22 protein-coding genes and 1 riboswitch are annotated in these 18,296 nt (G+C 71.7%); of the genes, 11 read left to right on the top strand and 11 right to left on the bottom strand.

The features are described 5' to 3' along the window. Positions 1–646: DUF4328 domain-containing protein (locus AQJ54_RS33545; RefSeq protein ID WP_062243717.1), on the bottom strand; the 646-nt coding region annotated here is incomplete at its 3' end. A 148-nt stretch (positions 647–794) separates the two neighbouring features. On the opposite strand from AQJ54_RS33545, the gene AQJ54_RS33540 reads away from it, so the two are divergent. Then, positions 795–1,166 carry a DUF6479 family protein gene (locus AQJ54_RS33540; RefSeq protein WP_062025865.1) on the top strand — a complete coding sequence of 124 codons (372 nt, stop codon included), beginning with the start codon at positions 795–797 and terminating at the stop codon, positions 1,164–1,166. Between the two features lie 254 nt (positions 1,167–1,420). On the opposite strand, the gene AQJ54_RS33535 is transcribed toward AQJ54_RS33540, so the two are convergent. Continuing rightward, a complete protein-coding gene (locus AQJ54_RS33535; RefSeq protein ID WP_062025864.1) occupies positions 1,421–1,903 on the bottom strand; it encodes a DUF7144 family membrane protein in 483 nt (160 codons plus the stop codon). Positions 1,904–2,052: 149 nt separating this feature from the next. Between AQJ54_RS33535 and AQJ54_RS33530 the strand changes: the two genes are divergently transcribed. After that, complete coding sequence (locus AQJ54_RS33530; protein WP_062025863.1) at positions 2,053–2,529, top strand: hypothetical protein; 477 nt, start codon at positions 2,053–2,055, stop codon at positions 2,527–2,529. A 90-nt stretch (positions 2,530–2,619) separates the two neighbouring features. Here the strand turns inward: AQJ54_RS33530 and AQJ54_RS33525 are convergent, their stop codons facing one another. Continuing rightward, a complete protein-coding gene (locus AQJ54_RS33525; RefSeq protein ID WP_107121185.1) occupies positions 2,620–3,294 on the bottom strand; it encodes a DUF6445 family protein in 675 nt (224 codons plus the stop codon). A gap of 212 nt (positions 3,295–3,506) precedes the next feature. Here AQJ54_RS33525 and AQJ54_RS33520 point away from each other — a divergent pair, with 212 nt between their 5' ends. Continuing rightward, complete coding sequence (locus AQJ54_RS33520; protein ID WP_062025861.1) at positions 3,507–4,271, top strand: DUF4142 domain-containing protein; 765 nt, start codon at positions 3,507–3,509, stop codon at positions 4,269–4,271. Here AQJ54_RS33520 and AQJ54_RS33515 read toward each other — a convergent pair. Further along, complete coding sequence (locus AQJ54_RS33515; protein ID WP_062243715.1) at positions 4,268–5,935, bottom strand: glycoside hydrolase family 13 protein; 1,668 nt, start codon at positions 5,933–5,935, stop codon at positions 4,268–4,270. The two genes, AQJ54_RS33520 and AQJ54_RS33515, sit on opposite strands and share 4 nt — an antisense overlap. A 308-nt stretch (positions 5,936–6,243) precedes the next feature. Between AQJ54_RS33515 and AQJ54_RS33510 the strand changes: the two genes are divergently transcribed. The 3 genes from AQJ54_RS33510 to AQJ54_RS33500 all read left to right on the top strand — a co-directional run bounded on the left by AQJ54_RS33510 (position 6,244) and on the right by AQJ54_RS33500 (position 7,853). Continuing rightward, positions 6,244–7,188 carry an LAETG motif-containing sortase-dependent surface protein gene (locus AQJ54_RS33510; protein WP_062025857.1) on the top strand — a complete coding sequence of 315 codons (945 nt, stop codon included), beginning with the start codon at positions 6,244–6,246 and terminating at the stop codon, positions 7,186–7,188. Between the two features lie 162 nt (positions 7,189–7,350). Continuing rightward, on the top strand, positions 7,351–7,590 hold the full coding sequence (locus AQJ54_RS33505) for a hypothetical protein (protein WP_062025855.1): 240 nt from the start codon (positions 7,351–7,353) through the stop codon (positions 7,588–7,590). Between the two features lie 44 nt (positions 7,591–7,634). Beyond that, positions 7,635–7,853 carry a hypothetical protein gene (locus AQJ54_RS33500; protein WP_062025853.1) on the top strand — a complete coding sequence of 73 codons (219 nt, stop codon included), beginning with the start codon at positions 7,635–7,637 and terminating at the stop codon, positions 7,851–7,853. A gap of 46 nt (positions 7,854–7,899) precedes the next feature. Here AQJ54_RS33500 and AQJ54_RS33495 read toward each other — a convergent pair whose 3' ends face one another. Next, complete coding sequence (locus tag AQJ54_RS33495) at positions 7,900–8,247, bottom strand: ArsR/SmtB family transcription factor (RefSeq protein WP_062243713.1); 348 nt, start codon at positions 8,245–8,247, stop codon at positions 7,900–7,902. A gap of 81 nt (positions 8,248–8,328) precedes the next feature. Beyond that, a riboswitch (cobalamin riboswitch) is annotated at positions 8,329–8,517 on the top strand. 27 nt (positions 8,518–8,544) lie between these two features. On the opposite strand from AQJ54_RS33495, the gene nicT reads away from it, so the two are divergent. Beyond that, on the top strand, positions 8,545–9,669 hold the full coding sequence (nicT, locus tag AQJ54_RS33490) for a Nickel transporter NicT (protein WP_248845483.1): 1,125 nt from the start codon (positions 8,545–8,547) through the stop codon (positions 9,667–9,669). A 16-nt stretch (positions 9,670–9,685) separates the two neighbouring features. Here nicT and AQJ54_RS33485 read toward each other — a convergent pair whose 3' ends face one another. From AQJ54_RS33485 to AQJ54_RS33475, 3 genes are all read right to left on the bottom strand, one after another. Continuing rightward, positions 9,686–10,648, bottom strand: a complete 963-nt coding sequence (locus AQJ54_RS33485; protein WP_062025849.1) for a nucleoside hydrolase — start codon at positions 10,646–10,648, stop codon at positions 9,686–9,688. 67 nt (positions 10,649–10,715) lie between these two features. Continuing rightward, positions 10,716–11,951 carry a threonine--tRNA ligase gene (thrS, locus tag AQJ54_RS33480; RefSeq protein WP_062243710.1) on the bottom strand — a complete coding sequence of 412 codons (1,236 nt, stop codon included), beginning with the start codon at positions 11,949–11,951 and terminating at the stop codon, positions 10,716–10,718. A 242-nt stretch (positions 11,952–12,193) separates the two neighbouring features. Continuing rightward, positions 12,194–12,751: a hypothetical protein gene (locus AQJ54_RS33475; RefSeq protein WP_159055582.1), complete on the bottom strand. Its 558-nt coding sequence runs from the start codon at positions 12,749–12,751 to the stop codon at positions 12,194–12,196. A 96-nt stretch (positions 12,752–12,847) separates the two neighbouring features. Here AQJ54_RS33475 and AQJ54_RS33470 point away from each other — a divergent pair, with 96 nt between their 5' ends. Next, complete coding sequence (locus AQJ54_RS33470) at positions 12,848–13,777, top strand: MerR family transcriptional regulator (RefSeq protein ID WP_062243704.1); 930 nt, start codon at positions 12,848–12,850, stop codon at positions 13,775–13,777. A 26-nt stretch (positions 13,778–13,803) separates the two neighbouring features. Here the strand turns inward: AQJ54_RS33470 and AQJ54_RS33465 are convergent, their stop codons facing one another. The 3 genes from AQJ54_RS33465 to AQJ54_RS33455 all read right to left on the bottom strand — a co-directional run bounded on the left by AQJ54_RS33465 (position 13,804) and on the right by AQJ54_RS33455 (position 16,072). Further along, complete coding sequence (locus AQJ54_RS33465) at positions 13,804–14,004, bottom strand: hypothetical protein (protein WP_062243701.1); 201 nt, start codon at positions 14,002–14,004, stop codon at positions 13,804–13,806. A gap of 173 nt (positions 14,005–14,177) precedes the next feature. Then, on the bottom strand, positions 14,178–14,828 hold the full coding sequence (locus tag AQJ54_RS33460) for a response regulator transcription factor (protein WP_030320009.1): 651 nt from the start codon (positions 14,826–14,828) through the stop codon (positions 14,178–14,180). Further along, entirely contained in the window at positions 14,816–16,072 is a 1,257-nt protein-coding gene (locus AQJ54_RS33455) for a sensor histidine kinase (protein WP_062243698.1), read from the bottom strand. Before AQJ54_RS33455 ends, AQJ54_RS33460 begins: the two co-directional genes overlap by 13 nt. Before the next feature lie 135 nt (positions 16,073–16,207). Between AQJ54_RS33455 and AQJ54_RS33450 the strand changes: the two genes are divergently transcribed. The 3 genes from AQJ54_RS33450 to AQJ54_RS33440 all read left to right on the top strand — a co-directional run bounded on the left by AQJ54_RS33450 (position 16,208) and on the right by AQJ54_RS33440 (position 18,100). Continuing rightward, the gene (locus AQJ54_RS33450; RefSeq protein WP_062243778.1) at positions 16,208–16,705 is read left to right on the top strand and encodes a hypothetical protein; all 498 of its coding nucleotides are present in this window, start codon (positions 16,208–16,210) and stop codon (positions 16,703–16,705) included. A 33-nt stretch (positions 16,706–16,738) separates the two neighbouring features. Next, positions 16,739–17,074, top strand: coding sequence for a hypothetical protein (locus AQJ54_RS33445; RefSeq protein WP_062243695.1), 336 nt, complete (start codon positions 16,739–16,741; stop codon positions 17,072–17,074). Positions 17,075–17,323: 249 nt separating this feature from the next. Beyond that, positions 17,324–18,100: a hypothetical protein gene (locus AQJ54_RS33440; RefSeq protein WP_062243691.1), complete on the top strand. Its 777-nt coding sequence runs from the start codon at positions 17,324–17,326 to the stop codon at positions 18,098–18,100. The last annotated feature ends 196 nt before the right edge of the window (positions 18,101–18,296 follow it).

The raw sequence follows: 18,296 nt of genomic DNA, 5'->3' as shown, positions 1-18,296 counted from the left end.
CGCCGATGTGCGCATGTTGTGTGTCGGTGAGGGTGCGCACCATGAGGACGGCGGCGACCGCGGCGCCGACGACGGCGAGGTCGGCGAGGAGCAGACCGGTGACCCCGTGGTAGGCGCGGGCGATGATCTCGTCGGTGCTGTCGTCGTACGTCAGCCCGACACCGGTGACCAGGCCGACCAGCCACAGCGCCCACCACACGTTCACGACGGCGGGCAGCTTGCGGCCCGGGGCGCTCTTGTGGTGGATGTCGGCGACGATGCCGCGCGGGAACCACAGGTTCACGACCGGGACGATCCACGAGGCGTAGACCCAGATGCCGGCGTAGCGGGGCGGCTCGCCGGACAGGGCGCGCGCGTTGTCCCGCATGCGCCACAGCCAGCCGATGAACAGGGCCGCGCACAGCAGGACGAGGAGGTCGCCGGCCGCGCTGACCAGGTGGTACGAGTTCTCCAGCGCGTTCAGCGGGCGGTGCCGGCCCTCGCCCTGGTCCGGCGGCCCGGCAGCGGGCTCCCCCGCCACGGCGAGCCGGATCTGCCACACGGCCCGCAGCGCCCAGGCGGCACCGGCGAGCCCGAGCCCGGCGACGGCGAGCCGGGCGGATCCGCGCGCGGGGCGGAGGGCGGGTCGGACGGCGTTCTCGTTCATGTGGTCCCCCGGGAAGAAGATCGGTTCACCCTCTCATCGTCGCGACCCCCGCGAACGGTTCACGGGGGTCCTCCCGGCGGTGGGGCGGTGCGTGCGGGGACTCGGTCCGGCCCCTGCCTATTCCGGCCGAATCGGCGATAATCGGACCATGAGTACGACGACGTTTGTCCTGGCGGCCACGTCGAGCGAAGTACTCAACGTGATCGCCGCCTTTGTCGGTGGCCTGTTCATCGCCGGTGCACTGGTGTGGGCGGTGCAGTTCGGGATGCGGGTCCAGGACCGCGAATCGCCGCGGCCACGCGTGGAGGAACAGCCACGGCTTCCGGAGACGGGTCCCGTCCGGGAACTCCGGGAGATGCGGGAACCGGACGAGCTGTCGGACGCCACGGACGGGCAGGAACGGCTCATGCCCCACCAGCTCCACCACTCGGGAACCAGAACAGGAAAGGACCAGCACCGCAAACGCTGGCTGCCCGGCTCCAGCGGAGGCTTCGGCAGCGGCGGCCTCGGCCACGTATGACGGCACTCGCGTCCCGGTCCATGTCGAGGTTGTCGCAGGTGAGCGGGGTGAGGGCGGGGTGCGGCGGGCTGCTCGACGGAGGGACCGGGCGGGTTGCCGGAGCGTGGGGACAGGGACAGCCGGCGGGTTGTCGGGTCGATTGCTCATCCCGGCTGACGCTGCCCAGCGCCCCCGACCCGCCCGCCGATCCGCCGCGCTGCGGCCGGGCCCCGCCGGGATGATCCGCCGGGCCCGGCCAAACTCACCGCGCCCCGTCAGCCCCGCATAGCCGGTCGGTATACCGCCAGTGCCCAGATCGCGAAGAAGTCGAGGCCGATCATGATGACCGACCAGACCGGGGCGTAGGGCAGGAACAGGAACTGGGCGAGCATGCTCAGGGAGGCCAGGAAGATGCCGGTCATCCGGGCCCACCCGGCGCCCCGGAGGATGAACGCGCCGGTGACCGCGGCGACCACGCCCAGGCAGAGCAGGATCACGCCCCAGCCGGTGAGGCTGACCTTGTAGACGTAGTCATTGACCCGCGCCCACACGTCGTCCTCGGCGAGCAGGGAGATGCCCTGGAAGATCGCGAGGACGCCGTTCATCAGCATCAGCACACCGGCGAAGACGACCCCGCCGGAGGCCCACGCGGCTTCGGTGGGCGTGAAACCGGGGCCCGGCGCGGTCGCGGACATGCCCGCCGACGCTTGCTGCTGCCCGCCGGCGGACGGCTGGGTGGCGTGCGGTTGCTGTGTCATGGCCGTGTTCCACCTTTCGTGATCGAGGTGCTTCGACCATCCGGCGCAGCGCGGGCGGCCACCACGGGGGTGGGCCGTTCGGGTGACGCCGGGCGTGCGGCCGTACGGCAGCGGCCCTTCACTGGAGGGACCGCATCCTGGGAGGCGAGATGACCCGCTGGACGACGCCCGCACTGCTGGCGGCCCTGGCCCTCACCGGACTCACGGGCCTGACCGGCCTCACCGCCTGCTCCGACGGCGACAGCCCGTCCTCCGTGGCGAGCAAGGTCGCCTCGGCCGCCTCCCGGGCCGGGGACGCGGTGTCGTCGGCCACGGCGGAGGCGGGCCGGCGCTTCGACGACATCAAGAACGGCGTCGACGCCAAGGACGACGTACGGCTCGCCGCCCCCACGACCGCCGCCGACGGCCGTACGACGGTGGAGGTCACCGCGACCAACCGCGCGGACTCGGCGAAGTCCTTCGCCGTCCAGGTCGACTTCACCGGCCAGGACGGCAAGCTGCTCGACGTGGTCGTCGTGACGGTGTCGGACGTCCCGGCGGGCGGCACGGGCAAGGCGACCGCACGCAGCACGCACACCCTGTCCGGGAAGGCGACGGCGAAGGTGTCGCGAGCGGTCCGCTACTAAACCGCCCACCGGAACCACCCACCGGAACCACCCACTGGAACCGCCCACTGGAACCGCCGGAAACCCCTGAACCCCTGAACCCCCGTCAGCTCACGCCATCCAGAAGAACACCGCCGTCATCCGCTTCTCCGCCAGCGTCCCGCCGAAGTAACCGGTCGCGCTGTGCACGAGGTTGGCGTTGTACAGCAGCAGCCGGTTGTACTTGTGCGGCACCCGTACGTCCTCCTCGAAGGCGTCCGGTGCGACGAACCGCGTGCCGAGCGCCTCGACGAGGTTGTTGTGCGGGGCCTGCACCACGTTGCCGCCGAGCCGGCCGCCCGGCATGGACTGCCGGTAGAAGCTCGTGCCGCAGTCCTTGGGGACACCCGGGTTCAGGTACAGCACGGCGGCGTACCGGCACAGCGCCCGGGAGTCGGTGTGCGGCCGGGGCTCGCTCTCGCCCTCCCCCACGACCTGCACGCAGTTGTGGTTGAGGGTGCCGCCGCCGGGCGCCTGCTGCACCCAGAGCCTCGGTGCCCCGGTGGCCTTGCGCACCAGGCCTTCCACGCGGGCGAGTTCAGCGGGTTCGAGTCCGGGCATGGTCCGCAGTCCGGGCCAGGTCTCCGAGGTGTACGGATGTCCCTTCACCCAGTCGTCCTTGGCGAGACAGCGTTCCCGTACGGCGTCGACGTCCGGCAGCACGTCGTCGAGGACCCAGTAGTCGCGGCCCTTGGTGGGCTTGCGGTAGGGCAGGACGGGAAGCGACCGCTGTTGTGGCATGGACATGCAGCGAATCTAGGCGCGGAGCCCGCTCGCACTCTCCCGTGATTTGCCCCGGACTTCCCCGTGACTTACCCGTGAACCGGTCAACGAAAGGTCAACCGGGGAAGAGCCGCTGAACACGGGCGCCCCCGGCTGCGTACTCCTGTGCGTTCGACCCGGCTGCCGGCAGGGTCACCGATCGGGCAGGAGGCACGGTGCCACTCTCGCGCAACGCGATGGGAACGCTGTTCGTAGGCGGAGCCCTCACGCTGACCCTGGGCGCGCTCGCGTACCCGTCCATGCTGGGTGTCAGCCAGGCGTCCACCGCACAGGACAGAATCATCGCGCAGACGCAGTGGGGACCGCTGACCGAGCAGGACCGCGACTTCGTCGTCAAGGTGCGGGCGGCCGGTCTCTGGGAGTACCCGCTGGGTCAGATCGCCCAGACGAAGGGGACGACCCCGGAGGTGAAGGAGGCCGGAAAGCACCTCATCGACGGACACGCGGCCCTGGACGCCGCCTGCCGCAAGATCGCCCCGATGCTGAACATCACCATCCCGAACGTGGCGAGCCCGCAGCAGGTCGGCTTCGTGAACACGATCGACTCCAGCTCCGGCCAGCAGTTCGACTCGAACTTCGCCAACATCCTGCGCGTGACGCACGGCTCGATCTTCAACGCGATCGCGAAGATCCGCTCCACCACCAAGAACTCCCTGGTGCGCTCGCTGGCCGACATGGCCAACGACACGGTGCTCGACCACATGACGGTCATGGAGAAGACCGGCTTCGTCAACTTCGACCAGGCCCTGTTCATGCAGACCACCCCGCCGAAGCTGCCCGCCACCGACCTCACGCCGCCGGCCCCGCAGCCGGGCGCGCCAATGGTCGTGCTGACCCCGCCGCCGAACCCGACGTCCACCCCGCTCGGGATCCCGGGCGAGAACAACGCGAACGGCGGCGGCGCCGCCCCGGCCGCGGGCGCCTCACCGACAGTGGGTTAGCCCTGGCCGAGCCAGACCGTGGTGTCCGGTCCCAGCAGTCCGTTCGCCGACGGGCCGCTGACGAGCAGCACCTCCCCCTCGGGAAGCGGGACCGCGGTCTCCGACAGATTGGTGACACACCGCCAGCCGTCGTGCCGGACGAAGTCCAGCACCCCGGCCGGGGCGGTGTCCGACCAGGTCAGGTCCTCCCCCTGGAGGAGTTTGCGGCGCAGTCGCAGGGCGGTGCGGTACAGCTCCAGCGTGGAGCCCTCCGTGCCGTCCTGGGCCTCGACGGCGTACTCGGCGAACCACTCCGGCTGCGGCAGCCAGGCACCGCCCGCCCCGAAGCCGTACGACGGCCCGGTCGTGGTCCACGGCAGCGGCACCCGGCATCCGTCGCGCCCCTTGCGCACCCGCCCGGTCTGCTCCCAGATCGGGTCCTGGAGCACCTCGAAGGGCAGGTCGGCGACCTCGGGCAGGCCGAGTTCCTCGCCCTGGTAGACGTACGACGATCCCGGCAGCGCCAGCATGAGCAGCGTGGCCGCGCGAGCACGTCGCAGCCCCTGGGCGAGGTCGACGGCAGGCGCCAGGCCGCCGGCCAGCAGCCAGGCGTTCTCGTCGGTGCCCGGCGGCAGCACCAGGCGGGAGGCGTGCCGTACGACGTCGTGGTTGGAGAGCACCCAGGTCGCCGAGGCGTGCGCCGCGCGCGCGGTGGCGAGGGAGTCGGTGATGACCTGGCGCAGCGCGTCGGCGTCCCACGGGGTCTGGAGGTACTCGAAGTTGAAGGCCTGGCCGAGTTCGTCGGCGCGGGCGTACAGCGCGCGGCGGGCGCCCGGCACCCAGGCCTCGGCGACGGCCGTGCGGGGCGGGGTGTAGGAGTCGAGGATCGTGCGCCAGTCGCGGTAGATCTCGTGGACCTCGTCGCGGTCCCAGTAGGGGTGGCTGCCCGGCGGCAGGTGGTCCAGGGCCTCCTCGGCGACGCCGGGCAGGTCGCCGAGGTCGCGCAGCGGCTCGGTCAGGTCCTTGACCAGGGCGTGCGCCACGTCCACCCGGAAGCCGTCGACGCCGCGGTCGGACCAGAACCGCAGCGTGGTGCGGAAGTCCTCGCGGACCTCCTCGTGGGACCAGTCGAGGTCGGGCTGCTCGGGGGCGAACAGGTGCAGGTACCACTGCCCGTCCGGCACCCGCCGCCAGGCGCTGCCGCCGAAGACGGACTGCCAGTCGGTGGGCGGGAGTTCGCCGTGCGCGCCGCGGCCGTCCCGGAAGACGTACCGGGCGCGGGCGGCGGAGCCGGGTCCCGCCGCGAGGGCCTCCTGGAACCAGACGTGCCGGTGGGAGGTGTGGTTCGGGACAAGATCGACGATCACTTTCAGGCCGAGCCGGTGGGCCTCGGCGACCATGGCGTCGAAGTCGTCGAGGCTGCCCAGACGCGGGTCGACGTCCCGGTAGTCGGCCACGTCGTAGCCGCCGTCGGCGAGTTCGGAGGGGTAGAAGGGGCTCAGCCACAGGGCGTCGGCGCCGAGGGCGGCCAGGTGGCCGAGGCGTGCGGTGACGCCCCTGATGTCACCGAGACCGTCGCCGTCCGCGTCGGCGAAGCTGCGGGGATAGACCTGGTAGACGACGGCCTGCCGCCACCAGTCGGGGTCCTTGCCGGAGAGGTCGGGCGTGGTGGTGCGGGAGATCACGCGGGCTCCTCTGAAGTGCGGGCATTCCGTGCGGTGGCGAATTCGAGCAGGCGACCCAGTGGACGACAAATTGGGCGACAAAGGGGATATCTGTCCACTCACCGGAAATTCAACCCGGGCTTTACCGGAGTTGATCATTCCTGGTGTGTCGAAATTGTGACGGCTTTCGAACGGGCCTTGTATCACCGCAGGTTGACAGCATTCCGCCAGCGAACCACGATGTGTGAACACCGTGGCGCATGTGACCAATGGGCCCAGTGTTTCTGATGCTTCCTGTGATCACTCACTCTCATCCTGACGGGATACGTATGTCCATAGCGAGACGTGTCACCCTTCGTCGTCTGCTGGGGACGGGCGCCGCGACGCTCGCCTTCTCCGCCGCCCTCGCCTCCGTCGCCTCGGCCTCCGACTGCCCCGGCGGCAAGGGCTGGGGAGACGGCGGACACTACAAGCCGGGCACCGGCGCCGGCTCGAAGACCGAGACCGACCGCTGCGAGTTCTCCCTCGACGGCAAGAACTTCTACGCCTCGGTCAAGGTCGACGACCAGAACCTCAAGCCGGGCGACGACGGCAAGGTCCACGTCAAGGTCCGCGCCGCGGGCGACGCCACCACGTGCACCGCCTCCCTCGCGTCCTACCTCGCGCACGGCCCGACGTTCGCCACCTCCGGCGAGCAGGTCTTCCACGACTTCGACAGCGTGACCGTCAAGGCCGGCGCCGTCGACACCCTCGACGTCGCGATCCCCGACGCGGGCTGCTTCGGTCAGGTCGACCTCTACCGCGGCAACACGAAGTTCGACGGCAAGCTCGACGCCAAGGACGGCTTCCCGCACGGCGACCTCCCCAAGGGCCCGGACCACCCGGTCATCAAGGACAAGCTGATCGCGGCCTGGAACGGCGGCACGAAGGACTGCACGACCACCGAGACCACGCCTCCGGCGACCCCGCCGGCCACGGAGACCACTCCGCCGGCCTCGGAGTCGACCCCGCCGGCCTCGGAGTCCACCCCGCCGGCCTCCGAGAGCACGCCTCCGGCGTCCGAGACCCCGGGCACGGACTCCCCGACCCCGTCGGCCTCGGAGTCCACGTCGACCCCGGGCGCCCCCACCCCGAACGGTGGCGGCGGCGACAACCTCGCCGAGACCGGCGCCAGCAGCAACACGCCGCTGATCGCGGGCGGCGCGGCGGTGCTGCTCGCGGGCGGCGCGGGCATCGTCCTGGCGACGCGCCGCCGTAAGGCCACGCGTTCCTGACCCATCCTCCGAAGGGGTCGTCCCACCGGTTCACCGGTGCGGGCGGCCCCTTCGGCGTGTGCGGGGGGGTCGGGCGCCCACAGGTCCGCGCGGTGGGCGAGTCCATGGAGCCGACGGCCGGTGCCCTGGCCCATAAAATCGAACACATGATTGAATCCGGTCATGCGATCGTTCCCCGACGACCTCGCCCGGACGCAGCGGGAGTGGAGCGCCACGTACCGGCGCCTGGCCGAGCACCCCGGCCGCACCGAGCTGCGCCGACGCCTGTACCGGCTGTCGACCGAGCTGTACTTCCATCCCCACTGGGAGCGGCGGCGCCCCCGCCCCGCGGAGTGGTGGGACCTGCGTGACCTGGCCCGCTCGGCCGCCCCCGAGGACACGACCGACCGGCTCGACCGATGACGGACCGAAGTGCGGGACCGTACACCGCGGACGATCCTGAAGACATGTCCGGCCCGATCCGAGTGATCGTCCACCCGCCGTCCCCCACCGGCGGCCGCCGCGTGCGCGTGGACGGCGAGATCCTGGGCCTCGCCCACAACCTGGCCGACGTGGCCGAATTCCTCCGCCGAGCGGGCCTGGAGATCGACGCGGCGGAGGTCGCCCGGTCGAGCTGGATCGACTGGCGCGGCGTGGGCCCGGAAAGATGGGGGCCGGAGGAGTGAGGCGGGCGCCCCGAGCAACCGGGCGCGGAACCCCGCCACCTGCTTCCTAGGACACCTGCTTCAACAACCCCCGTACCGCCTCGTCCACCACCCGGTACCGCACCACCCGCCCCTCCTTGTCCCCCGCCACGACCCCGGCCGCGCGCAGCAGCCGTAGCGCCTGGGAGACGGCCGGGTCGTTCATGCCCGAGGCGATCGCGAGGTCGGAGACCGCGAGCGGACCGGTGCGGTGCAGGGCGAGGAGGAGGGAGAGGCGGTTGGGGTCGGCGAGGAGGGCGAAGCGGTCGGACCAGGTGCGGACGTCGTCCGGGTCGCCGATCGCGGCGATGGCGTCGCACACCCGGTGTCCGTCGATGGTGCGGCGGTCGGCTCGGTCGGCCGGGACGAGGTGCATGGGGCTCATCCTCGCAGGCGCCCCTGTGTGATCTTCCATACCTGCGCAGGTGCGCAGCTATGCAGGGGAGGCCGACACCCCCTACGGTGGGCGGGCCGTGGTGCTCGGGAAGCCGGTGACGACCCCTCAAAGGTCCAGACCGGCGCGGCCCTCGCCACTGTGATCGGGAAGTGTCCGTGCCGTCGAAGCCACTGGTCGTACGACTGGGAAGGCAGGCGCGGACACGCACGACCCGTAAGCCAGGAGACCGGCCACGGCACGTCAGGAACTGATCCACGAGGTGTTGGAGCTGACCGTATGACCGAGCCTGCCCTGTCCAAGGCCACGCCCCCCGCGACCGGTGCCGCTACCGGCGCCGCCACCGGCTTCCGCTGGCGGCGCGAGGACACCGTCAAGACCGCCGGACTGATGGCGGTGATCACCGCCCTGCACGTCGTCGCGTTCGGCATCCTCTTCCTGCTCGTCGTCCCCGCCCACTACGAGGTCGGCACCAAGGCCTTCGGCGTCGGACTCGGCATCACCGCCTACACGCTGGGCATGCGGCACGCCTTCGACGCCGACCACATCGCCGCGATCGACAACACCACCCGCAAGCTGATGGCCGACGGCAAGCGGCCGGTGTCCGTGGGGTTCTGGTTCGCCCTCGGCCACTCCAGCGTCGTCGTCGTGCTCGCCGCGCTCATCGCCGGCGGCACCCAGCTGGCCGGCAAGGTGATGAACGAGGGCTCCAGCACCCACCAGGTGCTCGGATTCCTCGGTACGACGATCTCCGGCACCTTCCTCTACGTCATCGCCGCCCTCAACCTGGTCGCCCTGGTGGGCATCCTGAAGGTCTTCCGGGCGATGCGGGCCGGGACGTACGACGAGAAGGAGCTGGAACAGCACCTGGACTCACGGGGCTTCATGAACCGGATCCTCGGGCGGCTGACCAAGTCCATCACCCGGCCGGGGCAGATGTTCCCGCTGGGCTTCCTCTTCGGGCTCGGCTTCGACACCGCGACCGAGGTGACGTTGATGGTGATGGCCGGGTCGGGCGCGGCCGCCGGGCTCCCCTGGTACGCGATCCTGTGCCTGCCGCTCCTCTTCGCCGCCGGCATGAGCCTGTTCGACACCCTCGACGGCACCTTCATGAACTTCGCCTACCAGTGGGCCTTCTCCAACCCGGTGCGCAAGGTGTTCTACAACCTCGCCATCACCGGCCTGTCCATCGCGGTCGCCTTCTTCATCGGCACGATCGAGCTGGTCGGCGTCCTGCACGACAAGTTCGACCTCACCGACGCCCTCACCACCTGGATCGCCGAGATCGACCTCGACAACGTCGGTTACGTCATCGTCGGTCTCTTCGTGGTGGTGTGGGCGGCGGCGATCGCCTACTGGCGGCTGGCCAAGGTGGAGCAGCGGTGGGGCGTCAGCGGCTCCTGAGGCACCACAACGGGTCCTAGACCCCCTCCACCGCCGTCAGCCACAGCTTCACGTACCGCTCCACGTCGACGTCCAACCCCACGTCCACCAGGGTCACTTCACGCCCGCCCTCGTGGATCTCGGACTCTCCGGGGCGGCGACGGCGGTCGACGACGGTCTGGCCGCGGGTCGGGCCCGGGGCCAGGCTCACCTCCACCGGGAGGAGTTCGGTGGTCAGCCCGTCGGGGTCGACGACCGCGCAGACCGCGCCCGCGTCGCCGAGCCCGCCGGTGGGCGTGGGGTCGCCGGAACTGGCCGGGTCGCGGTGGGCGAGGAGTTCACCGGCCATCCGCAGACTGGGCTCCGCGCTCGCCCGCAGTCGTTGCACGTCGGCGGCGGGGACGACGACCCGCTCGAAGACGTCGAGGCCGTACATCGTGATCGGCACGCCCGCGGTGAGCAGGACGGCGGCCGCCTCGGGGTCGTGCCAGACGTTGAACTCCGCGACCGGCGTGGCGTTCCCGGTCGCCACCGCGCCGCCCATGAACACGATCCGCTCGATGTTGCGCACCACCTCGGGGTGGGTGCGCAGCAGCAGCGCGATGTTGGTGAGCGGAGCGGTGGGGATCAGGGTGACCGGCCGGGGCGAGGCGAGGATCTCCCGCCGGAGCAGGGTCACCGCGTCCACGTCCACCGCCACCCGGGTCGGCGCGGGCAGCCCCAGGTCGCCCATCCCGTCGAGCCCGTGCACGTGCTGCGCGGTGCGCACGGGCTCGATCAGCGGCCGCTCGGCACCCCGGGCCACCGGGATGTCCCCGGCCCCGGCCTGCTCCAGCACGGTCAGGGTGTTGCGGACCACGCCGTCCACGTCGGTGTTCCCGGCGACGCAGGTCACCGCGCGCAGGTCGATGCCCGGATGGCGTACGGCGAACAGCAGGGCCAGGGCGTCGTCGACACCGGTGTCGCAGTCGATGATCACCGGAATGGGCTGACCGGTCACGGCGGGGTCCTTTCCCTCACTGGCGTGCGTGTACGTCGCTGACGTGTGCGGGCGTACGGGACCGACCTTACGCAGCCGCCCAGAGTTCGGCCCCGCGATCAGCGGCCCGGGCCCCGATCCGCCCCAGCAGCTCGGCCACGGGCACGGCTCCGGGCCTGCGCCCGTCCCGCAGCCGTACGGCCGCACGGTCGCCGTCGGCCTCCCGCTCCCCGATCACAGCCAGATACGGCACGAGCCGCGCGGCCCGGACCCGGGCACCGAGGGTCCCGTCGCCGCAGCCGGACAGCTCGGCCCGGACACCGCGCGCCCGGGCCCGCCGTACGACGTCGAGGGCCTGCTCCTCCTGCCCGTCGCCCACCGGCAGCACCACGAGCTGCACGGGCGCGAGCCACACGGGAAAGGCACCGGCGTGCGCCTCGACGAGATGGGCGACGGCCCGCTCCACACTCCCGATGATGCTGCGGTGGACCATCACCGGCCGGTGTTTCCTCCCGTCGCTGCCGATGTACCGAAGGCCGAACCGCTCGGGCTGGTGGAAGTCGATCTGGACGGTGGAGAGGGTGGACTCACGGCCGGCGGGGTCGGTGACCTGGACGTCGATCTTGGGCCCGTAGAAGGCGGCCTCGCCCTCGACGGCCTCGTGGTCGACCCCGTCCAGGACCTCCTCGAGCAGACCGGTGGCGCGGCGCCACAGCTCCGGGTCGGGAACGTACTTGCCCCGGCCGTCCTGGCCGCCGCCCGGCAGGGAGAGCCGGTACCGGGTGGCCCGGATGCCGAGGTCGTCGTAGGCCCGCCGGATGAGCCCGAGGGCGGCGCGGGCCTCTCCCACGGCCTGGTCCGGGGTGCAGAAGATGTGGGCGTCGTTGAGCTGGATGGACCGCACGCGGGTGAGACCGCCGAGCACACCGGACGGTTCGGAGCGGTACATGGCTCCCAACTCGGCGATCCGCAGCGGAAGTTCGCGGTAACTGTGCGACCGGGACCGGTAGATGAGGGCGTGGTGCGGGCAGAGACTGGGCCGCAGCACGACCTCCTCCCCCGCGCCGCCTCCCATCCGCATCGGCGGGAACATGTCGTCGCTGTAGTGGTCCCAGTGCCCGGAGATCTCGTACAGCTCCCGCTTGCCGAGCACCGGCGAGTACACGTGCCGGTACCCGGCCTCCCGCTCGACCTCCCGGACGTACTCCTCCAGCACATGCCGCACGACGGCCCCGTCGGGCAACCAGTACGGCAGCCCCGCGCCCATCAGCGGGTCGGTGTCGAACAGCCCGAGCTCTCGGCCGAGTCGGCGGTGGTCCTGCATGGGTCTTCTCCCTCACTCACAGGGGGCGAGGGAACCCGACGGCCACGACAGAACCCCGGGGCACTCGCCCCGGGGCTTCGGACTGCGTCAGCGTCAGCTGTCAGCGCGCCGGGGGTGATCCGGCGTCGTCGTGATGGACGGGAGTGCTTGGGCGCGCTGCATGGGGTGAGGGTAGGGGGTGGCGGGGGAGCGGGGCGAGGGGTTTTTGTCTCTGTTGCCGGGCGGGGCCAATGGTTTGTGTCTCAGCCGCCGGGTGGGTCGAAGGTCTCCACGTCCGTACGGAACACGTCCCGTCCTGGCCCGGCCGGCGCGACGAGGACGACGAAGTCGGGCAGAGCGGTGGCGGAGGGAGCCCCGTCGCAGTCGACGCCGCCGACCTCGTCCTCCCAGGCGATCAGGTGGATCACCACCGAGTACCGTCCCGCCGGCAGTTCGAACCGAACGATCTCCGGCCACGCCTGCGCACCCACCGCCTCGATACCACTGAGCCACATCCGCCCCGACGAACAGAAGAGGTAGGCGTCGGAACTGACGAGCCCGTGCGCCCGCTCCCGTTCCGTCAGCTCGGCAGGCCGATCGGGGCCGCCGAAGCGCACCAGGACCGCGAAGGCACCGTCGCTCCGGATGTTGATCGGCACCAGGGAGCCCGCCCGGACGTGGCGCCGGACGTCCTCGTCCGCCCCCAGCCGGAGGTCCCACGTGTCATGGTCCACCACATCGGTGAAGCTCTCCGGATCCCACAGAGCGAGCATCCCGGCATCGGTCGCCACGGTCTCGGCAGGGCGGGGCAATGGAGTCACGGCGGAATCCTGCCACGCGGGGGACCAGCCCCTCCCCGGCGGACCCAGTAGCTTCTTGACCCTCACACCGTGTCAGGCGGTCAGCTCGGAGACATCATGTTCACCATCGGAGACTTCGCCCGGCACGGCCGCGTCTCGGTCCGGATGCTGCGTCACTACGACGCGACCGGACTGCTGCGACCGGCTCATGTCGACCCCGCCAGCGGCTATCGGCACTACACCGCCGGCCAGCTCGCCCGTCTCAACCGGATCATCGCGCTCAAGGACCTCGGATTCACTCTCCAGCAGGTGCGGGACATCGTGGACGACAAGGTCGGTCCCGAGGAACTGCGCGGCATGCTGCGGCTGCGGCGGGCCGAACTGGAGACCGCGATGGCCGCCGCGGCGGCACGGCTGGTGCAGGTCGAGGCGAGGCTCCGAGCGATCGAGAGCGAGGGGCACATGCCCACGAACGACGTTGTCATCAAGAGCGTCCCTGCCGTCCGGGTGGCGGAGCTGACCGCGACGGCGGCGAGTTTCCAGCCCGAGGACATCGGCCCGGTCATCGGACCGCTGTACGACGAGCTGTTCCGGCGCCTGGACGCGGCGGGCATCACGCCCACCGGCCCCGGCATCGCGTACTACGAGGACGCGGCGGAGGGCGGAGGCAGGATCACCGTCCACGCCGCCGTCCAGGTCTCCGCCCCGCTCCAGGTCTCGGCGCCGCTCAAGGTCTCCGCCCCGCTCCAGGTCTCCGCCCCGCTCCAGGACGGCACCCTCCTCCAGGACGGCATCCCCCTCCAGGACGGCGCCTCCTTCCAGGACGGCACCTTCCGGATCCTCGACCTGCCGTCCCTCGGCGAGGCGGCGACCATCGTGCACCGCGGCTCGATGGACACCGTGCTCCCCACCGTCCAGGCCCTGGCCCGCTGGATCGACGCCAACGCCTACGAGTCGACCGGCTACCCCCGCGAGATCAACCTGGAGTGCCCGGAGAACCGCGACGACTGGGTGACGGAACTCCAGACACCGGTGACCCGGTCCTGACCGGACGCTCCCCGGCCCGGAGTCGGTCAGCGTCCGTAGACGTGGCCTCGCACCAGCGGGTCGTGCTCCAGGACGAAGTCCGAGATCTGCCAGAACTCCGCCAGCCGTGAGTGCTGCAAGGCGGCTTCCCGGTCGAGCTTGCGGCCGAAGAGCGGGCTGTCGGGGTGCGCGAGACCTGCCGTGACGAGCGTGGCGGCAGGCTCGTCCTGGCCTGCGACCGGCCCCACCCGGCAGGCGATCCCACTGGTCGTCCCCGGCGCCCCAGGTACCGAGGATCACGTCTATCCACGCGCGTGGTCCCGGTTCTTGTCGGGCGCGGGCGGACCGGGTGGCTCTTCATCGAACCCTTCGCCCTGGCCCACGCCACCCCGCGTGCCGACACCGACTCCGTGACCGCCCGCTACGCCGCCGCGACGCCCAGGAAACGCAGCACCGCCAGGACGCGGCGGTGGTCGGCGTCGGCTCTGGGCAGGTCGAGCTTGGTGAAGATGCTGTTGATGTGCTTGGCGACCGCGCTCTCGCTCACCACCAGCTCGGCGGCGATGCCGGAGTTGGACCGGCCGCCCGCCATCAGCTCCAGCACCTCCCGCTCGCGCGGTGTCAGCCGGTCGAGCGGATCGCTGTGCCGGCGCACCAGCAGCTGCGCGACGACCTGCGGGTCGAGCGCGGTCCCGCCGGCCGCCACCCGCCGTACCGCCTCGGCGAACTCCTCGACGTCGGCGACCCGTTGCTTGAGCAGATAGCCGACGCCCGAGGTGTTCGTGGCGAGCAGATCGGCGGCGTACCGCTCCTCCACGTACTGCGACAGCAGGAGTACGGCGGTACGCGGGTACTGCCGGCGGATCACCAGCGCGGCACGTACGCCCTCGTCGGTGAAGCCGGGCGGCATGCGCACGTCGACCACGGCGATGTCGGGCCGATGCTCCTCGACGGCCGCCAACAGCCCCTCCGCGTCGGCGACCTGCGCGCACATCTCGAAGCCGGCCGCCTCCAGCACCTTGACCACGCCGATGCGCAGCAGGAGGGAATCCTCGGCGATCACGGCGCGCACGGCAGCTCCACGGTGACGACGGTCGGGCCCCCGGCGGGGCTACGGCAGGAGAACGTGCCGTCGACGGACGCGACGCGCTGGGCGAGCCCGGCGAGCCCGGTGCCGCCGCCCGCCGCGAGATCCGCGCCGCCCGCCCCGTCGTCCGCGACGACCACCAGCAGTGTCTCCCCGAACCGCTCCACGGTCACGTCCGCCCGGCTCGCCCGGGCGTGCTTGACCACGTTCGTGAGAGCTTCGGAGACCACGAAGTACGCAACGGCCTCGACCGTGGGCGAGGGGCGCCGCGGCAGGTCCACCGCCACACGCACCGGGATCGGCAGGCGGGCGGCGACCCCGGACAGCGCGGCGTCGAGGCCACGGTCCTCGAGGACGGCGGGATGCAGGCCGCGCACCAGGTCGTTCAGCTCGGTGATCGCCTCCTTCGCCTCGCGGTGCGCCTCGTCGAGCACCTTGCGGGCCTCCTCCGGCAGGTCGCCGAGGGTGGCCTTGGCCAGGCCCAGGTTGACGGCGAGCGCCACCAGACGCTGCTGTGCGCCGTCGTGCAGGTCGCGCTCGATCCGCCGCCGCTCGGCGTCAGCGGCGTCGACCACGCCGGCCCGGCTCTCGGCGAGGTCGGCGACCCGGCGGGCCAGCTTCTCCGTACGGCTGGGGCCGAGCAGGACCTCGGCCGCCCGGGCCTCCAGCCGCACCAGGGCGTCGGTCAGCCGGGGCCCGAGGACCAGCAGGGCGAGGCCGCCGACCGTGATGTACGCGGCCTGCGTGGTGTACCCGAGGTCGGTGACCCGCCACTGCGTGGGCAACGCCCAGATCCACACGTAGGTGGAGGCGGCCACGAGAGCGGCGGCCCAGACGGCGAGGACGACGAGGTCCAGGACGGCGAACAGCGGCCCCAGCACGGCGTGGTAGCAGAGGTGCCGCCACAGGGCCCGGCCGGTCAGCCGGCGAACCACCGATCTCCCGTCGACGGCGGGACGCGGGAGGTCCTTGCCGACGAGCGCCCGGTAGCGCCGCCGCTGTCCGGCGGTCAGCAGAGGTGTCACCAGGAGCGTGAGCAGCACGGGCAGCGGAGTCACGGCCACCGCGGCGGGCGTGCGCGCCGACGCCGCCGTCGCGCCGAGCAGCCAGAGCCACAGGGGCACCACGGCGAGGTGGAGCGGCAGGCCGCTGGCGACGAGCGCGGTCCGATGTCCCGCCCCGCGGAACGGCCGACCGGCCACCAGCCGCAGCCACGTGGTGAGTTGCATGCCTCAAACGCTAAAGCCGCAGGCCATCCGCGTGCCATGACGCTTCCGCCCGGTTCGGGGGTGGAGTTGTCTCCACCCCAGGTCGGAACCCCGCGTGACTGACGGCGCCCTGGTGTGCGCCGGAGGGTGGAGCACGTGAAGAGGAGAGCCGGCGGGGAGCGGGGGAAGACGATGCGTCAACTGGTGCTGCACGAAGAGGAGATGGCCGGTGCCGAGGTCATCCCGCTCTACGAGGACATGGAGGAGCCGCGCCCGGCGCGGGGGATGCGGCGGGCCGGGTGGCTGCTGGTCACGTGCGGGCTCGCGCTGCTGCCGTGGCTGTACGTGCTGGCCACCGGCCTGCCGGCCACCGCGACCGTGACCCACTGGCCGGTCGCCTGGGTCGGCCTCGACGCCCTGGAGGCGCTCGGCCTGATCGCCACCGGCCTCCTGGCCGCCCGCGGCGACCGACGGCACGCCCTGGCAGCGGCCGCGACCGCGACGCTGCTGGTGGTGGACGCCTGGTTCGACACCACGACCGCGGCCCCGGGCGCCGACCTGGCCACCGCAATCACCATGGCACTCGGCGCCGAACTACCCCTGGCCACGCTGTGCACCCGACTGGCACTACAGGCCCTGAGCCGCCCGGCGTGAGCCAGCCAAAGGCTCTGCGGGCAAGATGGCGTCGTGCCCACCACGGTTGTTGAGATCCACGTGCCGTTGCCGCCGACGCCCGACTTGCCCGACGGCGCCTACCCGTTCCCCTGGATCGAGGAGGTCGAGGACTTCCTGTCCGATCTCGAGGACCAAGGTGGCGTGGAGATCTTCGATGAGAGCGAGGAGGACGGGGACGTCTACGTCTTCTTCATCACCGGAGCCGGTGAGGGGGACCTCCTGGCGGTGGCCTCCCGCGTGGCCACGCTGCCCGGAGTCCCTGCGGGAACCACCGCGGTCGTCAGTACCGACGATGCCGAGGAGTTCGGCCTCGGACCACGGGTGACGCTTCCACTGCCTGCACTCTGAAATCACTGTGTTCGGTCATAGGGTGATCGCGTGCGACTCTGTCTCGCGCGCTGGAGCCCGGTATCCATCGTGCCGCCTATCGACGTCCTTGACCGATCCCCTTGCGCAGTTGATACGCGGTCGGAACGGCCGTGGCCTCAAAAACGGAGGGCCCCTGGGTGTCCGCGCCCCGGCACCCGCGCGCCCCGCCCGTAACCCGTACGGCCCCGACCGCTGGTGACCCCGCGCGCCCGGTGATCACTTGGAGGCATGACCCCGTCCCGTGTCCCCGCTGCCGTGTTCGGTCTCGCCGTGCTTCTCGGTGTCACCGGGTGTTCGGCGCTCTCCACCCCGCCCACCGCCCCCAAGCCGCCGATCACCCGGCCCACCAGCGCGGCTCCGGCGTCCCCGAAGGCCTCCCCCGCCTCCTCCACCGCCCTCACCGAGGCGATGGCGCAGGCCGCGCTGATCACGGAGGCCGATCTCGGGGAGCCCTGGACGCCCACGCAGGGCACCGCCACCTGGCACGACGGGGTGCTGAAGGGGAAGACCGAGCTGCCGGACTGCCAGCGGCTGCTCGACGCGCTGTACGCGGACGACCTGTTCGGGGCCGACGCCCAGCCCCGTGCGGTCGTCGGGCTCGACGACACGTGGAACGAGGCGCAGCTGCGCTACCAGGTGTTCGCCCTGGACCCGGCCCGGACCGACAAGACCCTGGCCTGGCTGAGCCGGGTCCCGGGTAAGTGCGGGCAGTTCGCGGCCACGACCGCCACGGGCGCCGTGCTGGGCGTGCAGGTGACCGCGGCCGAGCTGCCGGAGACGGGGGACTCCCGGCAGGGGCTGCGGGTGCTGCTGACCGGCCAGTCGCCGGAGGGCGAGCCGGTCACCCTCACGCTGGAGGTCGCCGCCGCCCGGGTCGGCGAGGACGCGATCATGGTGTCGAACGGCGGTTTCGGCGACGTGACGACGGACGCCACGTGGACGGCCCTCCAGGTGGGAGCACAGCGGCTGACGGAGGTCAGGAAGCGGGGCCGGGTCCAGGTGTGAGCGGTCAGGCGGGTCGTCGCCGGGGGCGCCGCAACGGTCACGCCTCGGCCCCCCGGACGCCCTTCACAGACGGCACGCCGATTCATTACCTTCGGAGGTGACGGTCAGGGAGCGGCCGCACAGCGTCGTCGAGTCGAACTGTGCCGGAGCCGTTTTGTCCTCGTCCGTACCCCCCCCTCGTCCGTACCCCTCGTCC

It is taken from the genome of Streptomyces griseorubiginosus, assembly GCF_001514195.1.
In the GTDB taxonomy this organism is placed as follows: domain Bacteria; phylum Actinomycetota; class Actinomycetes; order Streptomycetales; family Streptomycetaceae; genus Streptomyces; species Streptomyces griseorubiginosus.
This window is presented reverse-complemented; position numbering and strand designations above follow the sequence as displayed.